Genomic DNA, 24,747 nt, shown 5'->3' on the forward strand with positions numbered 1-24,747 from the left:
GGCAATTTCCTGTTCGCCAACGGATTCTCCGGCCATGGCCTGCAGCAGGCGCCGGCGGTCGGCAAGGCGCTGGCCGAACTGATCGTGCATGGCGGCTATCGCACGGTGGATTGTTCGGCGTTCGGGTACGGTCGAGTCGCGGAAGGGCGGGCGTTCCGGGAATTGAATGTGATTTGAGCGTTGGCGTTTCCTTCTCCCACAGGGGGAGAAGGAAAGGCGCGCTTCTCTCGTTCCCCAACCAGAGAGACCTCAGCCCTTGCGGTCGAACCAGAAGGCATCCGCCATGCGCTTCATGCCGATACGTTCGTAGAAGCCTACGGCATCGGGCATGGAGATCAGGCTGATGGCGACCGACGGTCCAAGCTGCCGGCGCGCCTCGTCCGTCAGGCCCTTGCCGATGCCGAGCCCCTGTGCCGATCGGGAAACGGGGAGTTCGGAGATGTAGCAGACCCAGGAGAAGTCGGTGATGCCTCTGATCACGCCGACCAGCGGCTTGCCTTCGACGTCGAGACGCGCGGTCAGCACCAGATTGGCGCTCGACAGCATCGCCCGCAGCCGTGCTTCATCATCGACCGGCCGTGTCTCGCCGAGGCCGGATTCGACCAGCACACGCCGGAATTCGGCGATGTCGAGCGCGGGTTCGCTGTTATAGAGGACGTGTGCGTTTTCTGCCATGGCCGCCAGACTGCACCATCGGGCTGGCTTGTGCCACCGTGCACGAACAGTTGCCTTTTATTTGCTGCCGGCTTTGTGTAAACCGTGCCTCAGCAATCCCCCCGCAACGAAAACACGGGCAAAAGCCATGGAAAAGTTCACCAAGCTCACCGGCGTCGCCGCTCCGATGCCGATCGTCAATGTCGACACCGACATGATCATCCCGAAGGATTACCTCAAGACGATCAAGCGCACCGGGCTCGGCACCGGCCTGTTCGCCGAAATGCGCTACAAGGATGACGGCTCGGAAAATCCGGATTTCGTGCTCAACAAGCCGGCCTACCGCAAGGCGCAGATCCTGGTTGCCGGCGACAATTTCGGCTGCGGTTCCAGCCGCGAGCATGCCCCATGGGCGCTGCTCGACTTCGGCATTCGCTGCGTCATCTCGACCTCGTTCGCCGACATTTTCTACAACAACTGCTTCAAGAACGGCATCCTGCCGATCACCGTCAGCCCCGAGGATCTCGAGAAGCTGATGGACGACGCCTCGCGCGGCTCCAATGCCACAGTGTCGGTCGACCTCGAAGCCAAGGAAATCCGTGGTCCCGACGGCGGTGTCGTCACCTTCGACCTCGACGATTTCAAGCGGCACTGCCTCTTGAACGGGCTCGACGACATCGGCCTGACCATGGAGAAGGCCGGCGCCATCGCGTCGTTCGAGAAGCGCAACGCCGAACAGCGCCCCTGGGCCTGAGCGGTACACACTCCAGGCGGAGGCCCGGCCGCTCTCAGGCCTTCGTTGCGCCGGGTTCGTTGCGATTGAGTGGAGGGACAGTCATGACACGTTTGCTTCTTGCCGGCGTTTGCGGGCTGGCCTTGTTGCTAGGGCAAACCGTGAGCGCGTTTGCGCAGACACAGGCACCCGCCACCCAGCCGGCCCCGGCGACGGACCAGCCGTCCGCCGATCAGGGGACGAACGCCGCCGACGCTGCCGATGACGACAAGCAGGCGCGCGTCCCCTTCGAGGGCGGCACGCTGACCATCACCCAACCGGAACAGGACGGTGAGAAGGTGCTTGCCTATGACGGCAAGCAGCTGGCCACCAACTATGACGTCTTCTTCGACAAAATAGTCGAGGTCGGCGGCGTCAAGGTGGCGCTGTTCGATGTCGGCGACGGCGGCAACCAATGCGGGCCGGCGACGGTGATCGTCTGGAAACCGGAAGGCGGCACCATCCAGAGCACCACGGTCGAGCAGGACCAGTGCGGCGCGCCGCCCTCGGCGGTGTCCGACAACGCCATCTATTTCGTGCCCTATCTGCTGCCGGGGGATGAGAAGCCGGCTTTGCAATGGTCGCCGACCGATGGGCTGACGATTTCGGGCAATCTGACCTACATGCCGGAACCCGGCACGGACTGGAAAGACATCGATCCGGAAAAGTACCAGAACATCATCGACGCCTTCCACAACGAGGCCGTCTACAAGGAAGCCGAAAAGCTGCTCGGCAAGGACATGCCCGACATGGCGACCAGCCTGCTGGTCGGCGGCGGTACCGAAAAGGCCGCTTCGGGCGCCTTCTACGCCAGCGGCTGCGTGCCGCATAATTGCGGCGGCAATGACGGCTTCATGGCGGTCGACCCGGCCCAGCACAAGCTCTATTTTGCGCGCCGCGGCGACAATGGCCAGCCGCAGGCGTGGCCTGATGTAGCGACATGGCCGGCGGATGTGAAGGCGGCGTTGGACAAGGCGCTGGGGAACTAGACGCGGCAGCGACCACCACGCCTTCGTCATTCTCGGGCTTGACCCGAGGATCCATGCCGTGACGGTTGTCGGAGGGCGCGGCGGAGCAGAATTCTGAACCGCTGCAACGCTTTGAAGTCGCGGCATGGATCCCTTGGGCTGCGGAGCAGCTCCAGGGGTCTGCGCCGCGTCGCTTCGCTCCTTGCTTCGCCATAGGATGACGAAGACGCCAGGGTTCGGCTAATCTCCACCGTCCTAGCTCCGGCTCGTGGCAACAATTGGTGGCCTCTGGCCCATGACCCGCCCTACCCTTTTCCGGCAAAATGGCCACCAAATCCTGCGAGGCCCCATGCGCAAACTCATCTCCACCGGTTCGCCGTTCGAAAAGACCGCCGGCTATTCGCGTGCAGTGGTGCAGGGCGACTGGTGTTTCGTGTCCGGTACGACCGGCTACGACTATGCGATGATGACGATGCCGGAGACGGTGGAGGCGCAGACGCGCAATTGCCTGGCGACGATCGGCAAGGCGCTTCAGGACGGCGGCTTCGAGATGGCCGACGTGGTGCGGGCGCATTACTACATCACTGACCAGGCCTTCGTGGACGTGGTCTTCCCGATCCTCGGCGAGACGTTCGGCGACATCAGGCCGGCGGCGACGATGATCGTCTGCCAGCTCAACAGATCGGAAATGAAGATCGAGATCGAGGTGACGGCGTTGCGGCGCACGGAATGAAAGGCGACCGACGATGAAAGTCCGGCGCATCGTTGCCAATATCGAGACATCGGATGCCACTGCGGCCAAGCGTTTCTATCAGGATGTCCTCGGCCTCGATGTGCTTATGGACCTTGGCTGGATCGCCACCTACGGCTCGCAAGCAAAGATGGATGTCCAGGTCAGCTTCATGGTGCAGGGCGGCTCCGAAACGCCGGTGCCGGATCTTTCGATCGAGGTCGATGATGTCGATGCGGCGTTCGATGCCATGAAAGCGGCGGGCTTCGCCATCGAATACGGACCGGCCGACGAACCCTGGGGCGTGCGCCGCTTCTATGTCCGCGATCCGTTCGGCTGGCTGGTCAACATTCTCTCGCATCGGTGAAGGCAAGGCGCTGCAATTTGCGGGAGGCTGGCGGGGCAGAGGGGAGCGCGAAGGATCGCAAACGAACGAGGTTGTTCTTGATCGCTGCGTTACTCCTTGCGCACAACCGGCTTGGCGTTTAGCAAGGCCGCGGTTCAAATTCTTTCCAGGACGGTTCCTCCATGGCAACGAAGCATCTTTTCCTGCTCCCCGGTGACGGCATCGGTCCCGAGGCCATGGCCGAGGTCAAGAAACTGATCGCGGTCATGAACGACAAGCTCGGCAGCGGTTTTGCCACCGATGAGGGGCTGGTCGGCGGCTGCGCCTATGACGCGCATGGCGCGGCGATCTCCGATGCCGACATGGAAAAGGCGATGGCGGCCGACGCAGTGCTGTTCGGCGCCGTCGGCGGTCCGAAATGGGACGCGGTGCCCTACGAGGTGCGCCCTGAGGCCGGCCTGCTGCGCCTGCGCAAGGACATGGAGCTGTTCGCCAATCTGCGCCCGGCCATCTGCTATCCGGCGCTGGCGGCGTCCTCCTCGCTCAAGCAGGAGGTGGTCGAGGGTCTAGACATCCTCATCGTGCGCGAGCTGACCGGCGGCGTCTATTTCGGCGAGCCCAAGCAGATCATCGATCTCGGCAACGGCCAGAAGCGCGGCATCGACACGCAGGTCTACGACACGTTCGAGATCGAGCGCATTTCGGGCGTCGCCTTCGAACTGGCACGCACGCGCAAGAACCACGTCACTTCGATGGAAAAGCGCAATGTGATGAAGTCGGGCGTGCTGTGGAACGAGGTCGTCACCCAGACCCACAAGGCGCGCTATTCCGACGTCAAGCTCGACCACATGCTGGCCGATGCCGGCGGCATGCAGCTGGTGCGCTGGCCAAAGCAGTTCGACGTCATCGTCACCGACAATCTGTTCGGCGACATGCTGTCCGACATCGCCGCCATGCTGACCGGCTCGATCGGCATGCTGCCGTCGGCCTCACTCGGCGCGCCTGACGTGAAGACCAAGAAGCGCAAGGCGCTGTACGAGCCGGTGCACGGCTCGGCCCCCGACATCGCCGGCAAGGGCATCGCCAACCCGATCGCCATGATCGCGTCCTTCGCCATGTGCCTGCGCTATTCCTTCGGCATGGTCGAGGAAGCCGACCGCGTCGAAAGCGCGATCGCCGCTGTGCTCGACGCGGGCCTGCGGACGAAAGACATCATGTCCGATGGCATGACCGAGGTCGGTACGGTTCAGATGGGCGACGCGATCATCGCCAAATTCCTGGGCTGATACCGTGACGGTCGACGTCCGCTGGGCGACGATCGAGGACGCCGCGGCACTCGCGGCCATATTGTGCGAGATGGCTGTTCACTACCGGCAGCCACCTCTCGATGCCGACCGGGCCCTGTCTGCTGCACGCAAATGGCTTGGCGAGGAAAGCCCGGCCTATCCGCATTTCGCGCTCGCCTTCGTCGACGGCGAGGTCAGCGGCCTGGCGTCGGTGGCGATCGCGCATCCCGGTATCGATCTTGAGCGGCTGCTGTTCCTCAAGGATCTGTTCGTGCGCGACAAAGCCCGCAACGCCGGCGTGGGCCGGGCGCTGATCGGCTTTCTCGCCGATCATTGCCTGCGCGAAGGCATCGGCCGCATCGACCTGACCACGAGGACTGGAACGAGGGCGCACTGCGCTTCTACGACCGGCTTGGCGCCGAACGCCACGGCCAGAAGGTCTTTCTCAGGCTTTCGGGCGAGGCGCTGAAAAGCGGCTAGCTCCTGACGCCTGCCGGCACTGGTCCCCAAGGGTTTTCGCCCACCTGGGACGGCAGAAGTCCGAAGACCAGCAAGGCAATGCTGCCAATGGGAGTGATGAAGCCCAGCAGTGCAAACCAGCCGCTCAGACCCGCGTCATGCACACGCCGCACGACGAGGGCAATCGACGGCAGGATCAATCCCGAAAAGAAAACCAGCAAGGGTATGAGCCCTATGGCCCTCATCGGCGTCCTGTCCGCATTGGTTTTGAAGCCATTGAACGCTAGGTCAACGAGTATTCCGAAGCCTAGAAGCGCCAATATCCCGAGGGTGTAGAATAGCCAGAAGGCCCAGAATTCCTTGCGGCGGGCGCGACCTTTGAAATTGCTATAGTCTGCAATTATCGCGCGCCAGAAGTAAGCCCACAGACCCGTGGAATAGGCGGGCCTGCTCTCGGCCGAACGGCGGGGCTGCCGTGGCTGGCCCGTGCTTGGCGATGGCGCTGTCGGGGTGACGGCGACTATATCGTGCGCCGTACCGTCATCCGGTTGAAACTCGACAAGGGTGCCCCTGACGAGGGTCACTTCATGGCTCACACCGTCACGAGCAAAAATATAACGCTTGCTGTCGATTCCGTCGATGTAGCCGTAGTCCTGATCCTGATCTTAGTGGAATATCGTGCCACGCATGTTTCTCCCCCGCGTTGCGCAAATACTACCCAAGGTTGTTTATGATTGCAATACACGTGGCGGCTAAATCCTGACGCCCGTAGGCACCGGCCCCCACTGGTTTTCCCTGGCCTGCGTCGGGATCAGCGCGAAGACCAGGATGATCAGGCTGCCGATGGTCGGGATCAGGATCAGCAGGCAGAGCCAGCCCGACAGGCCGATGTCGTGCAGCCGGCGCACGATCATGCCGAGGCTGGGAAGGAGTGTCGCCAGCAGGAACGTGCCGAACAGCCCGACCGTTATCGCGCCCGAGATATCACTGTCGAAACCGCCCATATCCATATCGGTGTACAGGCCGATGCCGCCGATGATCAGCAGGCACACCGTCCAGAACAGGCAGTAGCCCCAATACTCCTTACGGCGGGCGCGCCCGCCGAAATTGAAATAGTTTTGCGTCACGCCACGCCAGAAATAGCCCCAGAGATCGCTGGGCTCGGCTGTCTCGGAAGACCGACCGAAATGCTGCGTAGGAGATGGGGCCGCTGCAGGCGGAACGCTGGCCTGGGCCGGTGCGGCCTTGATGCTGGGGTCTGCGGCCGCCGGAGGGGCGGTCGCAGCAGCGATCGAAAAGACGTCGCGCGCTTGGTCGCCGCCCGGCTGGAACTCGACGGCCGTGCCGTTGGGCATGGCGGTTTTCCGGCGCAGGTTCTCGCGGGTGAAGGTGTAACGGTTGCCGTCGGCTCCGGTGATGAAGCCAAAACCGTGGTCCTCGTCATAGTGAAGCACTTCGCCGCGCATTTGCCACCCCCGCTCGCCACGTCCCGACCGAAGGTGGCACAGGGCCGAGCCGATGGGCAAGCCGTGGCTACCCTCTTCGCGGCAAATGAAGCATAAGGCATCGAGTGCAACCGCCTTCGACAGAAGCAGAACATGACAGTCGAGAGTCCTGACAGTAAAACCGTGATTGAAGATGGAGGGGAAAGAAGGCCTCCCAGGCTGGCCATCGACGCCACCGGCCTGACGTTCTGGTCGTCCGGCCAGGGACTTGTCGGCATCCCGCGGGTGGAAAGCTTTCTCGTCAGCGCAGCCCTGGCCGATCCCGACCCTAGCGTGGAGGTGGTGGCGTTCCGACCGTGGGAAGGTCGGTTTCGCCCCCTCGCTCCTTTCGAGCAGGACCATGTGGCGACGGGCGAGATTTCACCCTGGCGCCTCAAACGATGGCCTGGGAGACGCACGGCGATGTCGCAGGCCCTCGAAGCGGTGAGGCAGCAGCCATGGGGCAAGCGCGACGCCGACCGCCATCTCGCCAAGACGGTGACCCATGGCCGCAAAGGGATTGCCTATCAGGCGACGAGGCTGCTGATCAGGGCCTATCGTCTGTACCAGCGGGCGCGGATCCAGTCGGCCCCGCGTCAGGTTCCAAGCCAACCGAACGAGACCGAACGCGGCTTTGTCCTGATCAGCCATCACATTCTGACCGGGGATGACCGAACCGCCGTCTCGGGGCGCGCCGGTGGCCTTGCGTTTCTTTGCCACGATCTCATCCCGACACTGCGCCCCGACATGGTTGGTATGAGCCCTGGCGAGGCTCGCTACGGGTCATATCTCGAGCACCTCGTGCGTTCCGGCGCGCCGGCATTTTGTGCATCCGACGAAGTTGGTGCGACGCTGACCGATCATATGCAACAGGCAGGCGTCACGCAGCCGGTGGTATACCGGTTTCCGATGCCGTCCATCCTGTACGAGACGGCTTCGCGCATCGGCCAGACTTCGCGCATCGAGGCCGACGAGCCGTTCGTGCTCTATTGCTCGACCATCGAAGTGCGCAAGAACCACATCCTGCTGGCACGGATATGGCAGCAGGCGCTCGACGAGGACGTCAAGCTGCCGCGGCTCGTCTGCGCCGGGCGCTGGGGCTGGATGATCGATCCGCTGCGCGCCTATCTTAAGGCTCATCCGAGACTGCTCGAGCGGGTTACGTTCACCGGAGCGATCAGCGATGAGGAGCTCATCCGATATTATCGCAGCGCTTCCTTCGGCGTCTTTCCCTCGTATATCGAGGGCTGGGGCTATGGCGCCTCGGAATGTCTCGATTTTGGCATTCCGGTCATCGTCTCGACCGCGCCGTCGCTGATCGAGGCGAGCGGCGGGCTGATGCCGGCGATCGATTCCAATGACCAGGCCAGCTGGTACGCTGCGATCCGCAGGATGGCGGAAGACGCGGACTGGCGCTCATCGCTGACGGAACGCATCGCAAAGCAGCATCGCCCGACGCCGGCATCGGCCAGCTGGGCTGCCATCAAGGCTGGCCTGCAGGCAAGCGCTTCCCTCCGGCCGAAGTCCTAGAGCAATTCTAGGAAAAGTGTGAAGCCGTTTTCCCGGGAAAACGCATAGTGTTTTCCCTTGGGAATTGCGTCAAAACAAAGAGTTAGAGCAGATCGCCGTTTCCGTGAAACGGTGAAATGCTCTAGGTGGGCCGTTTCTTCGCCTTCTTGTGCTTGGGCGCGCCGGTGGTGTCGAATTTCGGCTTGCCCGGCTTTTTCGCCCATGGCTTTGCCTCATGCGCGGCGGCCGGGCGCTGATCGACTGCTGCCGGTGCACGTTTTTCGAATTTGCGCTTCGGCGCGTTGGGGTCGAACGGCGCCTTGCCGCGATGCGGCTTCTTGTCGGGGCTTGGCGGCTGATAGCCGGCGCGTGAAAGATCGGGCGTACCATCGAGCCGCTTCACCAGGATGTTGCCTTGCAGCTTGCGGTCGGGACCGATCGCGGCCAGGAAGCGGTCGGCCCAGTCGGCTGATATCTGCACGTAGGTCTCTTCCGGCTGCATCTTGATGGCGCCGATCTCGCGCTTCGAGATGCTGCCGGTGCGGCACAGCATCGGGATCAGCCAGCGCGGCTCGGCATTCTGCCGGCGCCCGATCGACAGCGAGAACCAGACGCTGTCACCGAAATCGTCGCGGCGGCTGGGCGCCTCGTCGCGGCGCGCGAAACCTTCGCCCGCCGGTCTTTCACGCGACGGCGTGAACGGCGCGATCTCCATGAGGTCTTCGGGCGCCGAGCGACTGGCGCGGCACTGGCGCACGAAGGCAGCGGCCACCTGTTCGGCGCCATGTCTGGCGAGGAGCGCGTCGATGAAACCGCGTTCGTCGTCCTTCACCGGCTCGTCGAAAACCGGATCGGCCAGGATGCGCTCGTCGTCGCGCCGCATCACGTCGTCGGCCGAGGGCGGGCTCGCCCATGTTGCCTTGAGGCCGGCGTTCTGCAGCAGCCGCTCGGTGCGCTTGCGGGCGCTGTTGGGAACGATCAGCGCGCTGACGCCCTTGCGCCCGGCGCGACCGGTGCGGCCGCTGCGGTGTAGCAGCGTTTCCGGATTGGTCGGCAGATCGGCGTGGATGACCAGCTCGAGATTGGGCAGGTCGATGCCGCGCGCCGCGACATCGGTGGCGATGCAGACTTTTGCGCGGCCGTCGCGCATTGCCTGCAAGGCATGGCTGCGCTCGTTCTGGCTGAGCTCGCCCGAAAGCGCCACGACGGAGAAGTTGCGGTTGTTGAAGCGCGCGGTCAGATGATTGACGGCGGCACGCGTGTTGCAGAACACCAGCGCGTTCTTGGCTTCGTAATAGCGCAGCACGTTGATGATGGCGTTCTCGCGGTCGGGCTGGGCGACGCTCAGCGCCCGGTATTCGATGTCGAGATGCTGCTTCTCCTCGCCGGCGGCCGAAATGCGCACCGCATCGCGCTGGTAGCCCTGGGCGAGCGTGGCGATCGAGCGCGGCACGGTGGCCGAGAACATCAGCGTGCGGCGTTCGGCCGGAGCGGCGTCGAGGATGAATTCGAGGTCCTCGCGAAAGCCGAGATCGAGCATTTCGTCGGCCTCGTCGAGCACCACCGCCTTCAGCGCCGACATGTCGAGCGAGCGCCGGGTGATGTGGTCGCGCAGCCGGCCGGGCGTGCCGACGACGATATGGGCGCCGCGCTCCAGCACACGCCGCTCCGAGCGCATGTCCATGCCGCCGACGCAGGACGCCACGGTGGCGCCGGTCAGTTCGTAGAGCCATTCCAGTTCGCGCGTCACCTGCAAGGCGAGTTCGCGCGTCGGCGCCACCGCCAGCGCCAGCGGTGCGGCGGCGTGGCCAAAGCGCTCCGCGCCCTCAAGCAGGGTCGGCGCCAGAGCGAGGCCGAAGGCCACCGTCTTGCCGGAGCCTGTCTGCGCCGAAACCAGCGCATCGGCCTCGCCGAGTTCCGGCGCGACGACCGCCTTCTGGACGGGCGTCAGCTCGGAATAGCCGCGTTTTTCCAGCGCCCTGGCAAGCGCTGGAACAAGTGCTTCGAAGTTGGACATCTCACTCTTTCGGAATTTAGGGTCCGCGCTCATCATGGAGCACATGCCGGGGCCGACCTAGCGCCAGCCAAACAATCTTGACCGTTCGTACTTCGCGCAGCCGCGATTGTACAGGGCGCAGGGGAAACCGGCGTCGCTCGCCAATTGACTCTTGACGCAAACCGCGTAAAAGCCGGCACCGAACAGGACAGTTTCGATGCGCGGCCTTTTGATGGCGCTTTATGCACTCGACTTCTCCGGCCATGGCAGCATGGTTCGCGGACGGTCGGAGCACGCGTTCCTGCGTTCAACCAAAACTATGGCCAAAACCACCACCAAAACGGTGTGACTCCCTTGGCCTAACCACCCTCTCCCGGGTTCGGCCCGGGGGACGGAACCCGCATCGGCCAGCGGGTTTCTCCAAAAACCAAGCGGAGAGGGACAGGAGATTTTTCGATGAGTTTCAAGGTAGCGATCGTCGGCGCCACGGGCAATGTGGGCCGGGAAATGCTCAACATACTGGAAGAGCGCGGCTTTCCGGTAAGCGAAGTCGTGGCGCTGGCGTCGCGGCGCAGCCAGGGCACGGAAGTGTCGTTCGGCGACCGCACGCTGAAGGTGAAGACGCTCGACCAGTATGATTTTTCCGACACCGACATCTGCATCATGTCGGCCGGCGGCAGCGTCTCCAAGGAATGGTCGCCGAAGATCGGCAAGCAGGGCTGCGTCGTCATCGATAATTCGTCGGCCTTCCGCTACGACCAGGACGTGCCGCTGATCGTGCCGGAAGTGAACCCGGACGCGATCTCGCTGTTCACGCGCAAGAACATCATCGCCAATCCGAATTGCTCGACGGCGCAGCTGGTGGTGGCATTGAAGCCACTGCATGACTTCGCCACCATCAAGCGTGTCGTCGTCGCCACCTATCAATCGGTATCCGGCGCCGGCAAGGAAGGTATGGACGAACTCTTTACCCAGACCCGCGCGGTCTTCGTCGCCGATGGCGTCGAGGTCAAGAAGTTCACCAAGCGCATCGCCTTCAACGTCATCCCGCACATCGACGTGTTCCTCGACGACGGCTCCACCAAGGAAGAGTGGAAGATGGTCGCCGAGACCAAGAAGATGCTCGACCCCAAGATCAAGCTGACGGCGACCTGCGTGCGCGTGCCGGTGTTCATCGGCCATTCGGAAGCGGTCAACATCGAGTTCGAAAAGCCGATCACCGCCGACGAGGCGCGGGATATCCTGCGTGAAGCCCCAGGCTGCCAGGTCTTGGACAAGCGCGAGGACGGCGGCTACATCACGCCGCTGGAATCGGCCGGCGAGGACGCCACCTTCATCTCGCGCATCCGCGAGGATTCGACCATCGACAATGGCCTGTCGATGTGGATCGTCTCCGACAATCTGCGCAAGGGCGCCGCACTCAACGCGGTGCAGATCGCCGAACTGCTGGTCGAACGCGGCCTGATCCAGCCGAAGAAGAAGGCGGCTTAGTTTTCGCTCACGGGCCGTATCGCCGCTGCCGCGGCGGGCCCTCCGCGGGGGCGCCGAACGATCGGCGGCCCGCAGTCGCGTGTTCGGCCTTTGGCCGTTAGCTCCCTTCTCCCCGTTCACGGGGAGAAGGTCCCGGCAGGGGGATGAGGGGCAGCACCAGCCTCAGCTTCGATTCTCAGCCGCCAACCCAACCAGCAGCTCCAGCGCTTCCTCCGCCCGGTCGGCGGGGACGAACAGATGGTCGTGGTAGAAGGCCGAAACCGGGTTCACGCCCATGCCGGCGGCGGCGAGGCGCATGGTGATGGCGGCGAGGAAGCCGACGGCCTCCAGCGACGAATGGATGTTCAGCGTGACCATCCGGCAGCGGAATGACGCGGTCAGTGCCGCAGCGATGGCCTTCTCCTCGGTTACGATCAGCGTCACGCCCTCGCGCTCGCGAAACACCATCACCGGCTCGAGGCCTTCCGGCTGAGCGACGCCAGGCGCCAGCGTGGCGAAGACATAGGTGCCGGCCAGCAGTTCCGGCGTCATCGATGCCAGCAGTGTCTTCAGATCGGTCTCGCCGGTCATTCGTTTCTCTCGCCTGCAGAAATGGGCCGCAGCCCACGTGCTCTTCAATATCCGCGACCGGCGCGTGCCGATAGTCCTGGCGCTGCAAGGACGACATGGCGATGTCGCTGGCGGCTGGGCTTGCGGACCTGTCGCATCGCACAATAGAGGAGCTGAGGGCCGATGCCGGTCCGTGAAAGGCCTTCGATGATCGTTCGCCCGCGCCCCACATTCCTGCAGCTGTTCTTCATCATGCGCGGTTCGGTCGTGCCACGCATCCTGCCGCAGATATTGGGCTTCGCGCTCTATTCCGCGATCATCCTGGCCGTGGCGCGCCGGTTCCAGCTTGATTTCAGCATCTTCAACATCACGCCTTTCGGCCTGGTCGGCGTGACATTGTCGATCTATCTCTCGTTCCGCAACAACGCCGCCTACGACCGTTGGTGGGAGGCGCGCAAGCTGTGGGGCGCGCTGGTCTTCGAAATGCGCAACCTGGCCCGCGCCACCACCAGCCTCATCCCGGACCAGACCGAGCAGCGCGCCTTGCTGATGGAAGCGCTCGCCTTCTGTCATTTCCTGCGCGGGCAGTTGCGCAAGATCGACAGCATGAAGGATGCCCGCGCCTTCATCGACGCCGAGGCGGACAAGGCCGCAGCCTTTTCCAATCCGGCAGATGAGATGGTCAGGCGCATGGGCCGGCGTGCCAATGCGCAGCGCCGGGCGGGCGACGTCGACTCGATAGGCTTTCGTATCCTCGATGAGAGGCTCGCGTCGATCGCAGCCATCCAGGCCGGCTGCGAGCGGATCGCCGGTACGCCGTTACCCTTCGCCTACACGCTGCTGGTGCATCGCACGGCCTATATCGTCTGCCTGCTGCTGCCGATCGGCCTGATCTCGACCACCGGTTGGGCGACGCCGCTGTTCACGGCGTTGATCGCCTACACCTTCTTCGGCCTCGACGCGCTGTCGGAAGAGCTCGAGGATCCGTTCGGCACCGAGGCCAACGACCTTGCACTCGACGGCCTCTGCCGTGTCTGCGAAATCTCGGTGTTCGAAGCGCTGGGCGAAACGCCGCCGAAGATGATCCCCGCGGAAAAGTTTTATTTTTCCTAGGCGAAGGCGCGCGGGCTTAAAACAATCGGACCTCTGTCGGATCGCAGCCCCATGCCACGTCCTTGGTTCGACCCCAGCGAAAAGGGCTCGAACCACTAGGAGGGACCACCATGAGCATTTCCGAAATCGCGCCCGTCTCGCCGGGCGCTTTATGGGCCGGCCGCGCGCTCAGCGGCGTCATCGTGCTGTTCATGATTTTCGATGGCGTCATCAAGCTGCCGCCGCTCGATGTCGTCACCCAGACGATGGTGCCGCTCGGCTGGCCGGCCGATGCCAATGCCGCGCGCATGCTGGGCGTCATCGGCCTGATCTCGACCGCTCTCTATGCACTGCCGCGCACTTCGTTGCTCGGCGCCATCCTGCTCACCGCCTATATGGGCGGCGCTATCGCCACCAATGTCCGCGTCGACAACCCGCTGTTCTCGCACATGCTGTTCGGCGTCTATCTCGGCATTATCCTGTGGGGCGGCCTGTGTCTGCGCGATGCCAGGGTCCGCGCGCTGATCCCGTTCAGCCGTTAGATCCAGATCGAAGCATCGCTTTCAACTCGAAGCCTGAACCCTTTGCCGGGCAATGTCTCAGGGATCGAATCGCCGAGTTGCGAGTTAGAGATTTGCCTGGCGGCGGAGGCGGCTCCTATCGGAGAGGAACGATGATGAAGAAAACGATGCTTTTGATGGCGCTGCTGGTGCCGCTCGCCGCTTGTTCGCAAACGGAAAAAGGCGCGGCCGTAGGCGGCCTCGGTGGGGCTGCCGTCGGTGCGGCGGTCGCTGGCGATCCGGTTGAAGGCGCCGTCGTCGGTGGTGCTGTCGGCGCCGTTGCCGGCGCGCTGATCGGCCGGGCGAGCGAGCGTGGCGAATGCCGCTACCGTGATCGCCGTGGCCGCGTCTACGTCGACCGCTGCCCGGACGGTTATTGATCGGCAGCTCTTACAGACAGAACTGGACAGCAAAACGGCGGGCACATGGCCCGCCGTTTTCCTGGATGCGAATAGAGCAATTATTCGGCGGTGGCGGCTTCCGCCTCGGCCGGTGCAGCGGCGGCCGCAACAGCAGCAGCGGCATCTTCCTGCGCCTTCTTCAGAAGGGCAGCGCGTTCCTGCGCCTTCTTGCCCGGCTCGGCCTTCTTCGGGTTGGAACGGGCGTCGCGCTTGACGAGGCCAGCCTCGTCGAGGAAGCGCAGCACGCGGTCGGTCGGCTGGGCGCCATGCGCCAGCCAATGCTTGACGCGGTCGGCGTCGACCTTGACGCGTTCGCCGTCCTTGGGCAGCAGCGGGTTCCACGAGCCGATCGACTCGATGAACCGGCCGTCACGCGGCGAACGGGCGTCGGCAATGACGACGTGGTAGTAAGGACGCTTCTTCGAGCCCGCACGGGCCAGTCGGATCTTCAAGGGCATTTCTTTTCTCCTAAACTAAGTTCGTTGATTGGGTTTCAGTTGGTTTTCGTCACGCCGTTGGAAGCGGAAGCGGCGATCTGTTCGTGGTGGCGGATCACTTCGCGGACGACGAAGTTGAGAAATTTTTCCGCGAAATCCGGGTCGAGATGGGCGTCCTTCGCCAGCTGGCGAAGCCGGGCGATCTGCTGCTGCTCGCGTGCCGGGTCGGCCGGGGGCAGGCCATGCGTCGCCTTCAGCACACCGACCGCCTTGGTGCAGCGGAAGCGCTCGGCCAGCATGTGGATGAGGGCCGCGTCGATGTTGTCGATCGAGGCGCGGTAATCGGCCAGGAGAGCGCGGGCGTCGGCCATGTCCTTCTCTTCGTTCATGGCGTCCTCACTTCTTCTTGCCAAGGCCGGGCAGCCCGCCACCGCCGAGGCCGGGAAGCCCGGGGAGTTTCATGCCGCCGGGCAGACCGGGCATGCCGCTAGGCAGGCCACCGCCGCCGGGAAGGCCTTTCATGCCGCCGCCAAGGCCGGCTGCCTGTGCCTGCTTCTGCAAGGCTTCGAGCTGCTTAGGGTCCATCTTCGACAGGTCCGGCATGCCGCCGCCCATCATGCCGCCCATACCGCCGGGCATCATGCCGCCGAGGCCCATCTTGGAGGCGAGACCGCCCATCATGCCGCGCATCAGGCCGCCGCCTTTGCCCTTGCCGCCCATCGCCTTCATCATGTCGGCCATGCCGCGATGCATCTTGAGCAGCTTGTTGATTTCGGCCGCGTCGGTGCCGGAACCGGCGGCGATGCGCTTCTTGCGCGAATGCTTGAGCAAATCGGGATTGGCGCGCTCGGCCTTGGTCATCGACGAGATGATGGCGAGCTGGCGGCCGAACATCTTGTCGTCGAGACCGGCGGCGGCCATCTGGTCCTTCATCTTGCCCATGCCGGGCATCATGCCCATGATGCCGCCCATGCCGCCCATCTTCGACATCTGCTGAAGCTGGCCGGCGAGATCGTTCAGGTCGAACTTGCCCGACTGCATCTTCTTGGCCATCGCCGCCGCCTGTTCGGCGTCGATGTTCTCGGCGGCCTTTTCGACGAGCGAGACAATGTCGCCCATGCCGAGGATGCGGTCGGCGATGCGTTTGGGGTGGAATTCCTCCAGCCCGTCCATCTTTTCGCCAGTGCCGATCAGCTTGATCGGCTTGCCGGTGACGGCGCGCATCGAAAGAGCCGCACCGCCACGGCCATCGCCGTCCATGCGGGTCAGGACGAGGCCGGTGATGCCGACGCGCTCGTCGAAGCTCTTGGCCAGATTGACGGCGTCCTGGCCGGTCAGCGAATCGGCGACCAGCAGGATTTCGTGTGGGCTCGACACCTTCTTGATGTCGACCATCTCGACCATCAGCGGCTCGTCGATATGGGTACGGCCGGCGGTGTCGAGGATGACGATGTCGTGGCCGCCGAGCTTGGCCGCCTGCACGGCGCGGCGGGCGATGTCGACCGGCGACTGGCCGTCGATGATCGGCAGCGTGGCAACCTTGACCTGTTCGCCGAGCTGGCGAAGCTGCTCCTGCGCGGCGGGGCGCCGCGTGTCGAGCGAGGCCATCAGGACCTTCTTGTTCTGACGCTCGGAAAGACGCTTGGCGATCTTGGCCGAAGTGGTCGTCTTGCCGGAACCCTGCAGGCCGACCATCATGATGACGACCGGCGCCGGGGCATTGAGATCGATGGCGACGCCTTCGGCGCCGAGCATGTCGACCAGTTCGTCATGGACGATCTTGACGACCATCTGGCCGGGCTTGATAGACTTGACCACGGCAGCGCCGACGGCCTTCTCGCGCACCTTGTCGGTGAAGGAACGCACCACTTCCAGCGCCACATCGGCTTCGAGCAGCGCGCGGCGCACCTCGCGCAGTGCTGCCGAGACATCAGCCTCCGACAGCGCGCCGCGGCCGGTGAGGCCGTTCAGGATCGAACCAAGACGTTCCTGTAGCGATTCAAACATTCGTTTTCCTTTTCCCTGGCACCCGGATGATGCCCGAGAGGTAATGCGTTCGCGCCCAGTGTCCAACCAAAAGCCAAAACCAAAAAGCACCCGGGGGCGCTCAGCGCTGCCGGGTGTTGGCCTCCAGGATCGATTTACAGCACTTCACCTCAAAGAGGTTTCGGCGTCCTGGTCGGCTTGCTCGGAGGGATACTCGTCGCGGAATTCGGGGCGTGTAGACAGGAAATCGGACGCGGAGTCAAGACAAGGCCGGATTGCGTCGTTCCCGGGCCTGCAATCACGCCGTGCTCGTCCGGTCCGGAAGCTCGGCGGCGAGCTTGAGCGGCGAACGCGGATGTAGAAGCAGCACGATGGTCAGCAGGCTGCAGGCGATGCCGATGAAGGCGATGAGAACCGCATCCGACGTCGCCCAGCCCGGCCCTTCGAGCGGCCTGGCGTTGAACAGGGCGAAGGAATTGTAGCTGTCCTGATGCGAGATCAAGAGAAACCCGGTCAGGTTGTTGCCGAGATGAGCACCAAAGGCGGCGCCGAGATTGCCGGTTGCGTAGACCACTAGCGTCAGCAGCAGCGCGAAAGCGGCGATAGACGCCAGCACGCAAGCATTGATGGCTGGCGACGAACTCGCGCTCCAATGCAGCGAGGTGAACAGCAGGGCCGGCAGCAGGGCCCAGATTACCGGGCTCGTGAACCGGTTGGCGAGACCGCGCAGCAGATAGCCGCGAAACAGCACCTCTTCAGAGGATGTCTGCAGCAAAGTGAGCGCGGCGATCGGGATCGCAAACAGCAGCCAGGACGACAGGCCGATCGGGCCACGCGTGATCTGCGGCTGCAGCAGATAGAGCAGGACCTCGGATATGAACGACGTGATCAGCACCGCGATCAGCCCTTTGAGGAAGTCGGGCCATGAAACTCGTCGGCTGTTGCCGAGCAGCGCCGACAGCTTCTCGCCGTGCACCCAGCGCATCGCGACCCACAGGCCGATCCAGATGCCGGCGAACGAGACGAGCGCGGTGAGGATGCCGAGGGGCGAAGCGAGGAAGCCCTGAATGCCGGATGATGGGGTCGCCTGCCAGGCGATGAAGGCATAGGTGCCGCCGACCAGCACGGCCACGGTGGTTGCTCCCCAAAAAAGGACCACGATGCCCGTTCCGAGCAACAGGCGCGGTAAGGTCGTCTTGGCGTTCGGCGAATGCCTGTAACGCTCGAAGGCGGCCGGATCGATGGTCACGCGGGCTCCCTTGCCAAAGTCATCGCCTATTTGACTAACCGATGGCCGGAAAAATCGGAATGGTTTTCCGCAAAGGACTAGGCCAAGCAAGTCGGCGCAGGAGAGCGCCGCGCGGCGGCGCCGCCTGCTGGCGGCCGCTGCAATCGCAGCGGCCGCTTGTGCCGATTTGTCGTCAGCGAACGACGTACATGATGCGCCGGGTCTGCGGATCGATCAGCGCCCGCTGGCCGTTCACATAGACATAGCGGTAATTGTAGTCCGGAATCTCGCGTAGCTCGACGGTGTCGGGCAGGGTCGCGCCGGTCACCACTTCGCCTTCGAGATAGATGGGATCGAGGCGATGCGTGTCGACATAGGTGCGGATTTCAGCCGGAGGCGGCGGGAAGTCATCCACGACCGGATCGCTGGCGATGATCGCGCCGGTATAATCGGTCGAGTAGTTGCCGATGTCCTCAGGCGGCGAGACGACAGCAACGCTGGAGCGCCGTTCCGTCAGCACCACGCGGCTGCCGCCGATATCGGCCGTGACATAGTCGGAATAGACCCAGCCCTGGCCGCCGGCCTCGGCTATGGTGCACCATTTGCTGTTTTCGATGCAGCCATTGAGCGTTGCCGACTGGCCGGCGGTGAGCACGCCGATCACAGGATATTGCGGGCCGGGTCCGGCGCGCACGTTAAGATCGGTGACGGCTGAGACAGCGGTATCGGCAAGCGCGGCGCCCGACATCACGGTCAGCATTCCGGCTACCGCCGGAAACAACAGGGATTTCATGGTTTCTCTCCGTTTTCAGGTCCCTCGGCAGCCAAAACGGGGCAGCAGCTTATGCGTTCCCGCTAAAACGCTTGCGCCAACTCACGATTTGTTCCCGCTTCTTTCGGCAAATCGGTCAGAAGTTCGTGAACGAATTCCAATTTCCGCGCCGTGACGTCCGAAATGACAAAGGGATAAAGGTCGGGCAGGCCCATGCAGCGGTTGATCGAATTGGAGGCCTCCGACAGCACCAGCCAGCGGGCAAGGATCTTTTCGAAAGGCTCGGGCGCGGTCGCCGGATCCGAGGGTGCGGCCTGCAACCCGCCGCCTGTGTCGCCGCGCGGCAAGTCGTTGGCCTCCACCGTCTCCAGCCGGCCGAGCGGAAAGTTCAGCGCGTGCACCATTTCCAGCGTGTCGGTGATGTGCAGGTGGTGAGCCCAGGTCTCGGCCCAGTCCTCCCAAGGATGCGAGGTCGCATAGGCCGAGATGTGGTCTTGCTGCCAGTCGGGGGGCGCACCATTGGCATAATAGGCCTTCAGCGCCTGTTCGTAATCGGCGCGGTCATCGCCGAACAGTGCGCGGAAAGCTTCGAGCCTGTGCGGATCGTCGCGGATCAGGCGGTCCCAGTAATAGTGCCCGAGCTCATGACGGAAATGACCGAGCAAGGTGCGGTAGTTCTCGCCCATCTCGACGCGCCGCTTCTCGCGCTCGGCCGAATCCGCCTCGGCGACATTGAGCGTGATCAAACCATTGTCGTGGCCGGTCAGAATCCGCTCGCCGCCGGGGCCGCCGCCGATCGGATCGGCGAGGAAGTCGAAGGCAAGGCCGATTTCGTCGGCCGGGTTCTGCTTGGGCGCCACCGGCAGCCCGAAGGCCAGCAGCGAGTAGATGGCGCGCTTCTTCGCCGCTTCGACACGGATCCAGCGGCGGCGGTTGCCGTCGACGGAGAGATCTGGGATCAACTGGTTCAGCACGCAAGCGCGGCAAAAAGCGTGACCCGGTTCCGCCATCCAGTTGCAGGCGCATTCATCGGCGTTGGTGCACTGGAAGACGCCATCGACGCCTGCCAGCGCAAAACAGGCGTGCTCGGGATCGTAGAGCACGGGGTTCCCGCAGTTCAGGCACTGGGCGTTCTCGAAATAGATGCGATGGCCGCAATGCGGGCAGTCGAAGAGTTTCATGTTGGTCTCAATTCACCGGAGGTGACACAAATGTTCACGGCGGCCCGTGCCCAACGCGAACAGCCGCGCGGTGTTCCACATTTTCCTGAAGCTATTTGGCCGCAAGCTGGGCGACAACCTGCCTTGCCACCGCCTCGCCCGACAGCCGTGCGCCGCCGCAGGTCTGGACCAGCGAGCCGGCCAGATGCTCGCCGGCGAAGAAGATCTTGTCGGCCACCGGCTGCATGAGTGCGGCGCGCGCCAGTGAACGGCCGGGGCGGGCCGCGGCATATGCGCCGCGCACGAAGCGCTCGCCGCCCCAATTGGTCATCATTGCGCGTCCGACATGCTTGCGCGTATCGCCGCCGAAGATGCCACACAGCCGGTCGACGACGAAGTCGATGCCGGCCGCCTCGCCGGCCGCCGACATTTCCCAGGCGAAATCGCCGCCGACGAAGCCGACCATCAAGTCAAGGTCGAACGGGAAGCAGAGGAAGTAGATGTCGTGCCTGGCCATCCGTTCGATCAGCAGGTCGTCGAAGGGCTGCAGCCCGAGCCTGGTGCCCGATATTTCGACTGGCAATTTGGTCAGCATGCCCATCGGCAGGTCGAAGAAGGCGCCGAAATGCGTGTCGGGCAGGGCCGGCGAGAACGCGATCTCCTCGAAGGCGAGCACCGCCGGCGAAGCGGTCACGATCACCGCTTTGGCGCGGACGGTGCCGCGATCGGTGACGCAGGCGACGCCGGGCAGGTCCCACAGGATCTTGCGCACCGGCGTCGACAGTTCGACCGGCACGCCGGCGCCGAAACGCGCCACCAGCGCGCCAAGGCCCTCCTTGCTGAAGTAGTTCGGGTCGAGATCGGCCGCGGCCTGGAAGTCCAGGATCGAGATTTCGTCCTCGTCGGCACCGAAATCCATCGGCCCGGCGAAGGTGGCGGCGGCGCGCGGTGCATGGCCTTTTGCCAACAGCGCCGAAAGACGATCGTCATCTCCGTCCTTCACTTCATGCCTGGCCAGCAGTTCGAACAGCTTTGCGTCGGCGGCCTTCATGTCGGCTTCTTCCGCTTCGCTCGCCTTGCGCTCGCGGTAGTAGAGATGATCGACGTTCATGTCGTGATGATGCAACGTCCAGCCTGCCGCCTGGGCTTCGGGAAAATAGGGATTGCGGTCGGCGGCATGCAGCCAGGCGCAGCCGATGTCGAAAGGCACGCCGAAATGCTGGTCGCTGGTCCAGGCTCGCCCGCCGATTCGGTCCATCGCTTCGAGCAGCGTGAAGGAAAGCCCCGCGGCCTGCAGGGTCCTGGCGGCGGCAAGACCCGCCGACCCGGCACCGATGATGACGACATCAACGTCTTGCATGCAGCCCCCTTGCCACAATAATCACTTGATCCTAGGCAAATTCCACGGCATTCGCCAGCATTGCAGCGGTGACAGTGACAAGTGCGCGTTTCGCTGGCAAGTTCGCAATTGGGACGTGATTCAGGCAACCAGGAGATCAACATGGCAATTCTTGCCAAGGGAAAGATGTTTGCAGCGGCCGTGGTGGCGGTGCTTGCGCTGGCGACGGGCGCACAGGCAGCGGCCAGCTGCGGCAAGACCGGCGCCGGCTTCGAGGCCTGGAAGCAGGACTTTGCCGCGCAGGCCAGGTCGGAAGGTGTGGGCGCCAAGGGGCTGGCCGCTCTGGCCGGGGCGAACTACGCGACAAAGACGATCTCCGTCGACCGCGGCATTCACAAGGCCTTCAGCGGCTCGGTGGAGGATTTCATGCGGCGGCGCGGCGGCGCGGCGATTATTTCCAAGGGCCGGTCGCTGAAAAAGTCGAATGCGGCGCTGTTCGCCAAGATCGAAGCGAATTACGGCGTGTCGCCGGGCGTGTTGCTCGCCATCTGGGGTATGGAAACCGGCTTCGGTTCGGCCATGGGCAACCAGAACACCGTCTCTGCCATTTTGACGCTTGCCTATGATTGCCGCCGCCCGGGGTTCTTCTACCCGCATGCCATCGCAGCCCTGAAGCTGGTTGATCGCGGGGCGTTGTCAGCCTCGTCGGTCGGCGCCGCGCATGGCGAGATCGGACACACGCAGTTCCTGCCAGGAAACGTCCTGAAATATGGCGTCGGCGGCGGAAACCTGCGCGACAAGGGCACGGCGCTGGCTTCCACCGCCAACTTCCTCAAGGGCCATGGCTGGCGGGCGGGCGCGAGCGCGAGTGCGAATATGGGCGCGATTGCCGGCTGGAATTCCGCGAGCGTCTATCAGCAGGCCATCGCCCGCATTGCCACGGCGATCGACGGCGATTGACGCCATTTCTGACTTGATCGAAAACCCGGCGCGAATGCCGGGTTTTTATTTGATTTCGAGCGTGTAGGAGCAGCCGGCCAGGGTCTTGCCGGGGTGCGACTCGACGGTCGAGACGTTGAGCTTGACGTCCGTTGAGAAGGTCAATCCTTCCGACTCTTCGGTGTTTTGGACAACGACCTTCTCGCCAAGGAATTTTTGCGGCGTGGAATAAACGGCGACGACGTTGAGTTCTTTGGCAAGCTCCGGCGCGGCAACACCGTCGAGCACGGCCATCGGCCCCGCAGCGGTAAACACGATCGATCCCGTCTCGCGGTTGAACACGCGGATCTTGGCCGGCAGTTCGTATTGGCTGAGAAAGGGATTGCCCGAGTCAACCTCCTTCCAGCCAAGCGTTTCAACGGCACCCGGTGCGCTGGACAGCCACAGGGCAAAGTCGTTGTAGGTCGGAACGTCCGCCCTGCACTCGATCAGCGCGGGAAGGTCGAGGGAGGCGGGGTCATAGTCGTTGGCTTTGGCAACGGCCAAGCTCGCCAGGACAGCCAACACGGACAGAAAACGGGTGCCAAGAACGGCCGAGCGCCTGCACACATCACTCAATGATTCGCCCAGCCGCTCAACGGGCAATTCTGAGAAATGGGAACTTGGAAGGCGCCGTCAACACCGCTGCAGTTGCGGAATTTGAGCGACCGTGGCGCCGGGGCTTGCGTGACCTTGGCGGGCTTTGGCTTGCCCTTGATAACCGTCCAGAATTCGGTCGCCTGATCAAGTTGCAGATTGTTTATGTCGGAATAGCTGATCCGCCCGCTGCGCAGCCCTTCGGCAATGCGGTGGCAAAACAGCGCCGGCATGCGCTCCTGCGAGACGCCCATGAAAGAGGCGATCTCGTGCTTGAACGTAAGGTCCCATGCTGCCTGGACAGCGCTGACGCAGCTGCTCAAGTCCGCCTTCGGCTCGCGCTTACCGGCTGCCTGCGAAGACTGGCTCCCTGCAAAGACGGCCGTCGCCAGAAGCAGAAGAACAATACCAGTTTTCATTGTCAAACCCCATCATCCCACAAGAGACGTAAGATGAAGTTGCGAGAAGGTCAAACTATAAACCTGGCGGCTCCCTCGGGTTTCTTGGCGCGTGTCGCCCTTGGCGATCAATAGAGCTGTCAACCCTTGCGGTTGCGCGCGGCCAGCGTCCTCAGCCGCAGCGCATTGAGACGGATGAAGCCGGCGGCGTCCTTCTGGTCGTAGGCGCCGCGGTCGTCCTCGAAGGTGACCAGCGCATCGGAGTAAAGCGTCTTCTTCGACTTGCGGCCGGTGACCATGACATTGCCCTTGTAGAGCTTGAGGCGCACCGTGCCCTCGACGTCTTCCTGGCTCTTGTCGATCATCGCCTGCAGCATCAGCCGTTCGGGCGCGAACCAGAAGCCGTTGTAGATCAGCTCGGCATAGCGCGGCATGAACTCGTCCTTGAGGTGGGCGGCCCCACGGTCGAGCGTGATCGATTCGATGGCGCGATGGGCAGCGATCAGGATGGTGCCGCCTGGTGTTTCGTAGACGCCGCGCGATTTCATGCCGACGAAGCGGTTCTCGACCAGGTCGAGCCGGCCGATGCCATTGTCGCGGCCAAGATCGTTGAGTGCCGCAAGCATTGTTGCCGGCGACAATTTCTTGCCGTTCAGCGCGATCGGATCGCCCTTCAGGAATTCGATCTCGATCTCGGTGACGGTATCAGGCGCATCCATCGGGGACACTGTGCGCTGGTGGACGAATTCGGGCGGCTCCACCCACGGGTCTTCCAGCACTTTGCCCTCGGAGGACGAATGCAAGAGGTTGGCGTCGACCGAGAAAGGTGCGTCGCCCTTTTTATCCTTCGGCACCGGGATCTGGTGCTGCTCGGCGAAATTCATCAGGTCGGTACGCGACTTGAACGACCAGTCGCGCCACGGCGCGATGACCTTGATGTCGGGGTTCAGTGCGTAAGCCGAAAGCTCGAAGCGAACCTGATCGTTGCCCTTGCCGGTGGCGCCATGCGCAATCGCGTCGGCGCCGGTTTCGCGGGCGATCTCGACCAGATGCTTGGAGATCAGCGGCCGGGCGATCGAGGTGCCGAGCAGGTAGGTGCCTTCATAGACGGTGTTGGCGCGGAACATCGGGAAGACGAAGTCGGCGACGAATTCCTCGCGCACGTCGACGATGCGGATGTCCTTGATGCCCATCATCTCGGCCTTGCGGCGCGCCGGTTCCAGTTCTTCACCCTGGCCGAGATCGGCGGTGAAGGTGATGACCTCGGCGCCGAACTCCGTCTGCAGCCATTTCAGGATGATGGATGTGTCGAGACCGCCGGAATAGGAGAGCACGACTTTCTTGATGTCTTTGGCCTTGGACATTTTTACCCCGTCGATGGCGGACGCCCCAGCCTGGGCGTCACGGATTGTCGCAGCGCCTTTTAGCAGGAACGGCAGAGCGAGCAAGCACGCGTGCGTGCATGGCTTCTGGTCCAGCGCATGGCCGGGGGCGGCCGGCAGCGAAAACAATCTGCTGCAATCAAAGGCTGCATTTGCTGGAGGGACTTAATCAA

At 63.5% G+C, this 24,747-nt stretch carries 28 protein-coding genes and 1 pseudogene; 14 read left to right on the forward strand and 15 right to left on the reverse strand.

Annotation, left to right across the window (positions count from 1 at the left end; translation table 11 throughout):
• Positions 1-177 (forward strand): annotated as a pseudogene (locus AC0L24_RS26535) (FAD-dependent oxidoreductase); the annotation flags it as partial.
• A gap of 72 nt (positions 178-249) precedes the next feature.
• On the opposite strand, the gene AC0L24_RS26540 reads toward AC0L24_RS26535, so the two are convergent.
• Complete coding sequence (locus AC0L24_RS26540) at positions 250-675, reverse strand: GNAT family N-acetyltransferase (RefSeq protein WP_127808662.1); 426 nt, start codon at positions 673-675, stop codon at positions 250-252.
• Between the two features lie 127 nt (positions 676-802).
• Here AC0L24_RS26540 and leuD point away from each other — a divergent pair, with 127 nt between their 5' ends.
• The 6 genes from leuD to AC0L24_RS26570 all read left to right on the forward strand — a co-directional run bounded on the left by leuD (position 803) and on the right by AC0L24_RS26570 (position 5,225).
• Positions 803-1,408 (forward strand): 3-isopropylmalate dehydratase small subunit, encoded by a 606-nt coding sequence (gene leuD, locus AC0L24_RS26545; protein WP_023810900.1) that lies wholly within the window; start codon positions 803-805, stop codon positions 1,406-1,408.
• A gap of 83 nt (positions 1,409-1,491) precedes the next feature.
• Entirely contained in the window at positions 1,492-2,415 is a 924-nt protein-coding gene (locus AC0L24_RS26550; RefSeq protein WP_473564350.1) for a hypothetical protein, read from the forward strand.
• A 328-nt stretch (positions 2,416-2,743) separates the two neighbouring features.
• Complete coding sequence (locus tag AC0L24_RS26555) at positions 2,744-3,127, forward strand: RidA family protein (RefSeq protein WP_473564352.1); 384 nt, start codon at positions 2,744-2,746, stop codon at positions 3,125-3,127.
• A gap of 13 nt (positions 3,128-3,140) precedes the next feature.
• Positions 3,141-3,491 (forward strand): VOC family protein, encoded by a 351-nt coding sequence (locus AC0L24_RS26560; RefSeq protein WP_127808665.1) that lies wholly within the window; start codon positions 3,141-3,143, stop codon positions 3,489-3,491.
• A gap of 161 nt (positions 3,492-3,652) precedes the next feature.
• On the forward strand, positions 3,653-4,756 hold the full coding sequence (gene leuB, locus AC0L24_RS26565) for a 3-isopropylmalate dehydrogenase (protein ID WP_127297862.1): 1,104 nt from the start codon (positions 3,653-3,655) through the stop codon (positions 4,754-4,756).
• A 4-nt stretch (positions 4,757-4,760) separates the two neighbouring features.
• Positions 4,761-5,225 carry a GNAT family N-acetyltransferase gene (locus tag AC0L24_RS26570; RefSeq protein WP_473564354.1) on the forward strand — a complete coding sequence of 155 codons (465 nt, stop codon included), beginning with the start codon at positions 4,761-4,763 and terminating at the stop codon, positions 5,223-5,225.
• Between the two features lie 7 nt (positions 5,226-5,232).
• Here AC0L24_RS26570 and AC0L24_RS26575 read toward each other — a convergent pair whose 3' ends face one another.
• Together AC0L24_RS26575 and AC0L24_RS26580 are read right to left on the reverse strand one after the other, a co-directional pair.
• A complete protein-coding gene (locus AC0L24_RS26575; protein ID WP_473564356.1) occupies positions 5,233-5,799 on the reverse strand; it encodes a DUF805 domain-containing protein in 567 nt (188 codons plus the stop codon).
• Positions 5,800-5,967: 168 nt separating this feature from the next.
• Complete coding sequence (locus AC0L24_RS26580; protein ID WP_127808668.1) at positions 5,968-6,681, reverse strand: DUF805 domain-containing protein; 714 nt, start codon at positions 6,679-6,681, stop codon at positions 5,968-5,970.
• Between the two features lie 132 nt (positions 6,682-6,813).
• Between AC0L24_RS26580 and AC0L24_RS26585 the strand changes: the two genes are divergently transcribed.
• Complete coding sequence (locus tag AC0L24_RS26585) at positions 6,814-8,229, forward strand: glycosyltransferase (protein ID WP_127808669.1); 1,416 nt, start codon at positions 6,814-6,816, stop codon at positions 8,227-8,229.
• Positions 8,230-8,350: 121 nt separating this feature from the next.
• Here the strand turns inward: AC0L24_RS26585 and AC0L24_RS26590 are convergent, their stop codons facing one another.
• Positions 8,351-10,225, reverse strand: a complete 1,875-nt coding sequence (locus AC0L24_RS26590; protein WP_127808670.1) for a DEAD/DEAH box helicase — start codon at positions 10,223-10,225, stop codon at positions 8,351-8,353.
• Positions 10,226-10,421: 196 nt separating this feature from the next.
• Between AC0L24_RS26590 and AC0L24_RS26595 the strand changes: the two genes are divergently transcribed.
• Together AC0L24_RS26595 and AC0L24_RS26600 are read left to right on the forward strand one after the other, a co-directional pair.
• A complete protein-coding gene (locus AC0L24_RS26595; RefSeq protein WP_281040148.1) occupies positions 10,422-10,553 on the forward strand; it encodes a hypothetical protein in 132 nt (43 codons plus the stop codon).
• Positions 10,554-10,660: 107 nt separating this feature from the next.
• Positions 10,661-11,695: an aspartate-semialdehyde dehydrogenase gene (locus AC0L24_RS26600; protein WP_023814446.1), complete on the forward strand. Its 1,035-nt coding sequence runs from the start codon at positions 10,661-10,663 to the stop codon at positions 11,693-11,695.
• Positions 11,696-11,857: 162 nt separating this feature from the next.
• On the opposite strand, the gene AC0L24_RS26605 is transcribed toward AC0L24_RS26600, so the two are convergent.
• A complete protein-coding gene (locus tag AC0L24_RS26605) occupies positions 11,858-12,265 on the reverse strand; it encodes an ACT domain-containing protein (protein WP_127808671.1) in 408 nt (135 codons plus the stop codon).
• Between the two features lie 162 nt (positions 12,266-12,427).
• Between AC0L24_RS26605 and AC0L24_RS26610 the strand changes: the two genes are divergently transcribed.
• The 3 genes from AC0L24_RS26610 to AC0L24_RS26620 all read left to right on the forward strand — a co-directional run bounded on the left by AC0L24_RS26610 (position 12,428) and on the right by AC0L24_RS26620 (position 14,276).
• A complete protein-coding gene (locus tag AC0L24_RS26610) occupies positions 12,428-13,357 on the forward strand; it encodes a bestrophin family protein (RefSeq protein ID WP_245481828.1) in 930 nt (309 codons plus the stop codon).
• A 110-nt stretch (positions 13,358-13,467) separates the two neighbouring features.
• Positions 13,468-13,878 (forward strand): DoxX family protein, encoded by a 411-nt coding sequence (locus tag AC0L24_RS26615; protein ID WP_127808672.1) that lies wholly within the window; start codon positions 13,468-13,470, stop codon positions 13,876-13,878.
• 134 nt (positions 13,879-14,012) lie between these two features.
• Positions 14,013-14,276, forward strand: coding sequence for a YMGG-like glycine zipper-containing protein (locus AC0L24_RS26620; RefSeq protein WP_027037482.1), 264 nt, complete (start codon positions 14,013-14,015; stop codon positions 14,274-14,276).
• Between the two features lie 80 nt (positions 14,277-14,356).
• Here AC0L24_RS26620 and rpsP read toward each other — a convergent pair whose 3' ends face one another.
• From rpsP to AC0L24_RS26655, 7 genes are all read right to left on the reverse strand, one after another.
• Positions 14,357-14,755, reverse strand: coding sequence for a 30S ribosomal protein S16 (gene rpsP, locus AC0L24_RS26625; RefSeq protein WP_127808673.1), 399 nt, complete (start codon positions 14,753-14,755; stop codon positions 14,357-14,359).
• Between the two features lie 35 nt (positions 14,756-14,790).
• Entirely contained in the window at positions 14,791-15,123 is a 333-nt protein-coding gene (locus AC0L24_RS26630) for a chorismate mutase (RefSeq protein WP_127261568.1), read from the reverse strand.
• 7 nt (positions 15,124-15,130) lie between these two features.
• Positions 15,131-16,741: a signal recognition particle protein gene (gene ffh / locus AC0L24_RS26635; protein WP_127808674.1), complete on the reverse strand. Its 1,611-nt coding sequence runs from the start codon at positions 16,739-16,741 to the stop codon at positions 15,131-15,133.
• A 277-nt stretch (positions 16,742-17,018) separates the two neighbouring features.
• Positions 17,019-17,969 (reverse strand): CPBP family intramembrane glutamic endopeptidase, encoded by a 951-nt coding sequence (locus AC0L24_RS26640; RefSeq protein ID WP_127808675.1) that lies wholly within the window; start codon positions 17,967-17,969, stop codon positions 17,019-17,021.
• Between the two features lie 172 nt (positions 17,970-18,141).
• On the reverse strand, positions 18,142-18,741 hold the full coding sequence (locus tag AC0L24_RS26645) for a DUF1236 domain-containing protein (protein ID WP_127397842.1): 600 nt from the start codon (positions 18,739-18,741) through the stop codon (positions 18,142-18,144).
• A gap of 62 nt (positions 18,742-18,803) precedes the next feature.
• The gene (locus AC0L24_RS26650) at positions 18,804-19,901 is read right to left on the reverse strand and encodes a zinc-binding metallopeptidase family protein (protein ID WP_127382298.1); all 1,098 of its coding nucleotides are present in this window, start codon (positions 19,899-19,901) and stop codon (positions 18,804-18,806) included.
• Positions 19,902-19,992: 91 nt separating this feature from the next.
• The gene (locus tag AC0L24_RS26655; RefSeq protein WP_127808676.1) at positions 19,993-21,240 is read right to left on the reverse strand and encodes a flavin monoamine oxidase family protein; all 1,248 of its coding nucleotides are present in this window, start codon (positions 21,238-21,240) and stop codon (positions 19,993-19,995) included.
• A gap of 141 nt (positions 21,241-21,381) precedes the next feature.
• On the opposite strand from AC0L24_RS26655, the gene AC0L24_RS26660 reads away from it, so the two are divergent.
• Positions 21,382-22,179, forward strand: coding sequence for a lytic murein transglycosylase (locus AC0L24_RS26660; protein WP_127398635.1), 798 nt, complete (start codon positions 21,382-21,384; stop codon positions 22,177-22,179).
• A gap of 45 nt (positions 22,180-22,224) precedes the next feature.
• On the opposite strand, the gene AC0L24_RS26665 is transcribed toward AC0L24_RS26660, so the two are convergent.
• The 3 genes from AC0L24_RS26665 to AC0L24_RS26675 form a co-directional block, all read right to left on the reverse strand.
• Positions 22,225-22,704 (reverse strand): hypothetical protein, encoded by a 480-nt coding sequence (locus AC0L24_RS26665; RefSeq protein ID WP_348629730.1) that lies wholly within the window; start codon positions 22,702-22,704, stop codon positions 22,225-22,227.
• Positions 22,705-22,772: 68 nt separating this feature from the next.
• Positions 22,773-23,048, reverse strand: a complete 276-nt coding sequence (locus tag AC0L24_RS26670; protein WP_473564362.1) for a hypothetical protein — start codon at positions 23,046-23,048, stop codon at positions 22,773-22,775.
• A gap of 284 nt (positions 23,049-23,332) precedes the next feature.
• Positions 23,333-24,556: an argininosuccinate synthase gene (locus AC0L24_RS26675; protein WP_127808677.1), complete on the reverse strand. Its 1,224-nt coding sequence runs from the start codon at positions 24,554-24,556 to the stop codon at positions 23,333-23,335.
• Positions 24,557-24,747 lie beyond the last annotated feature (191 nt).

It is taken from the genome of Mesorhizobium sp. WSM4809, from assembly GCF_055811655.1.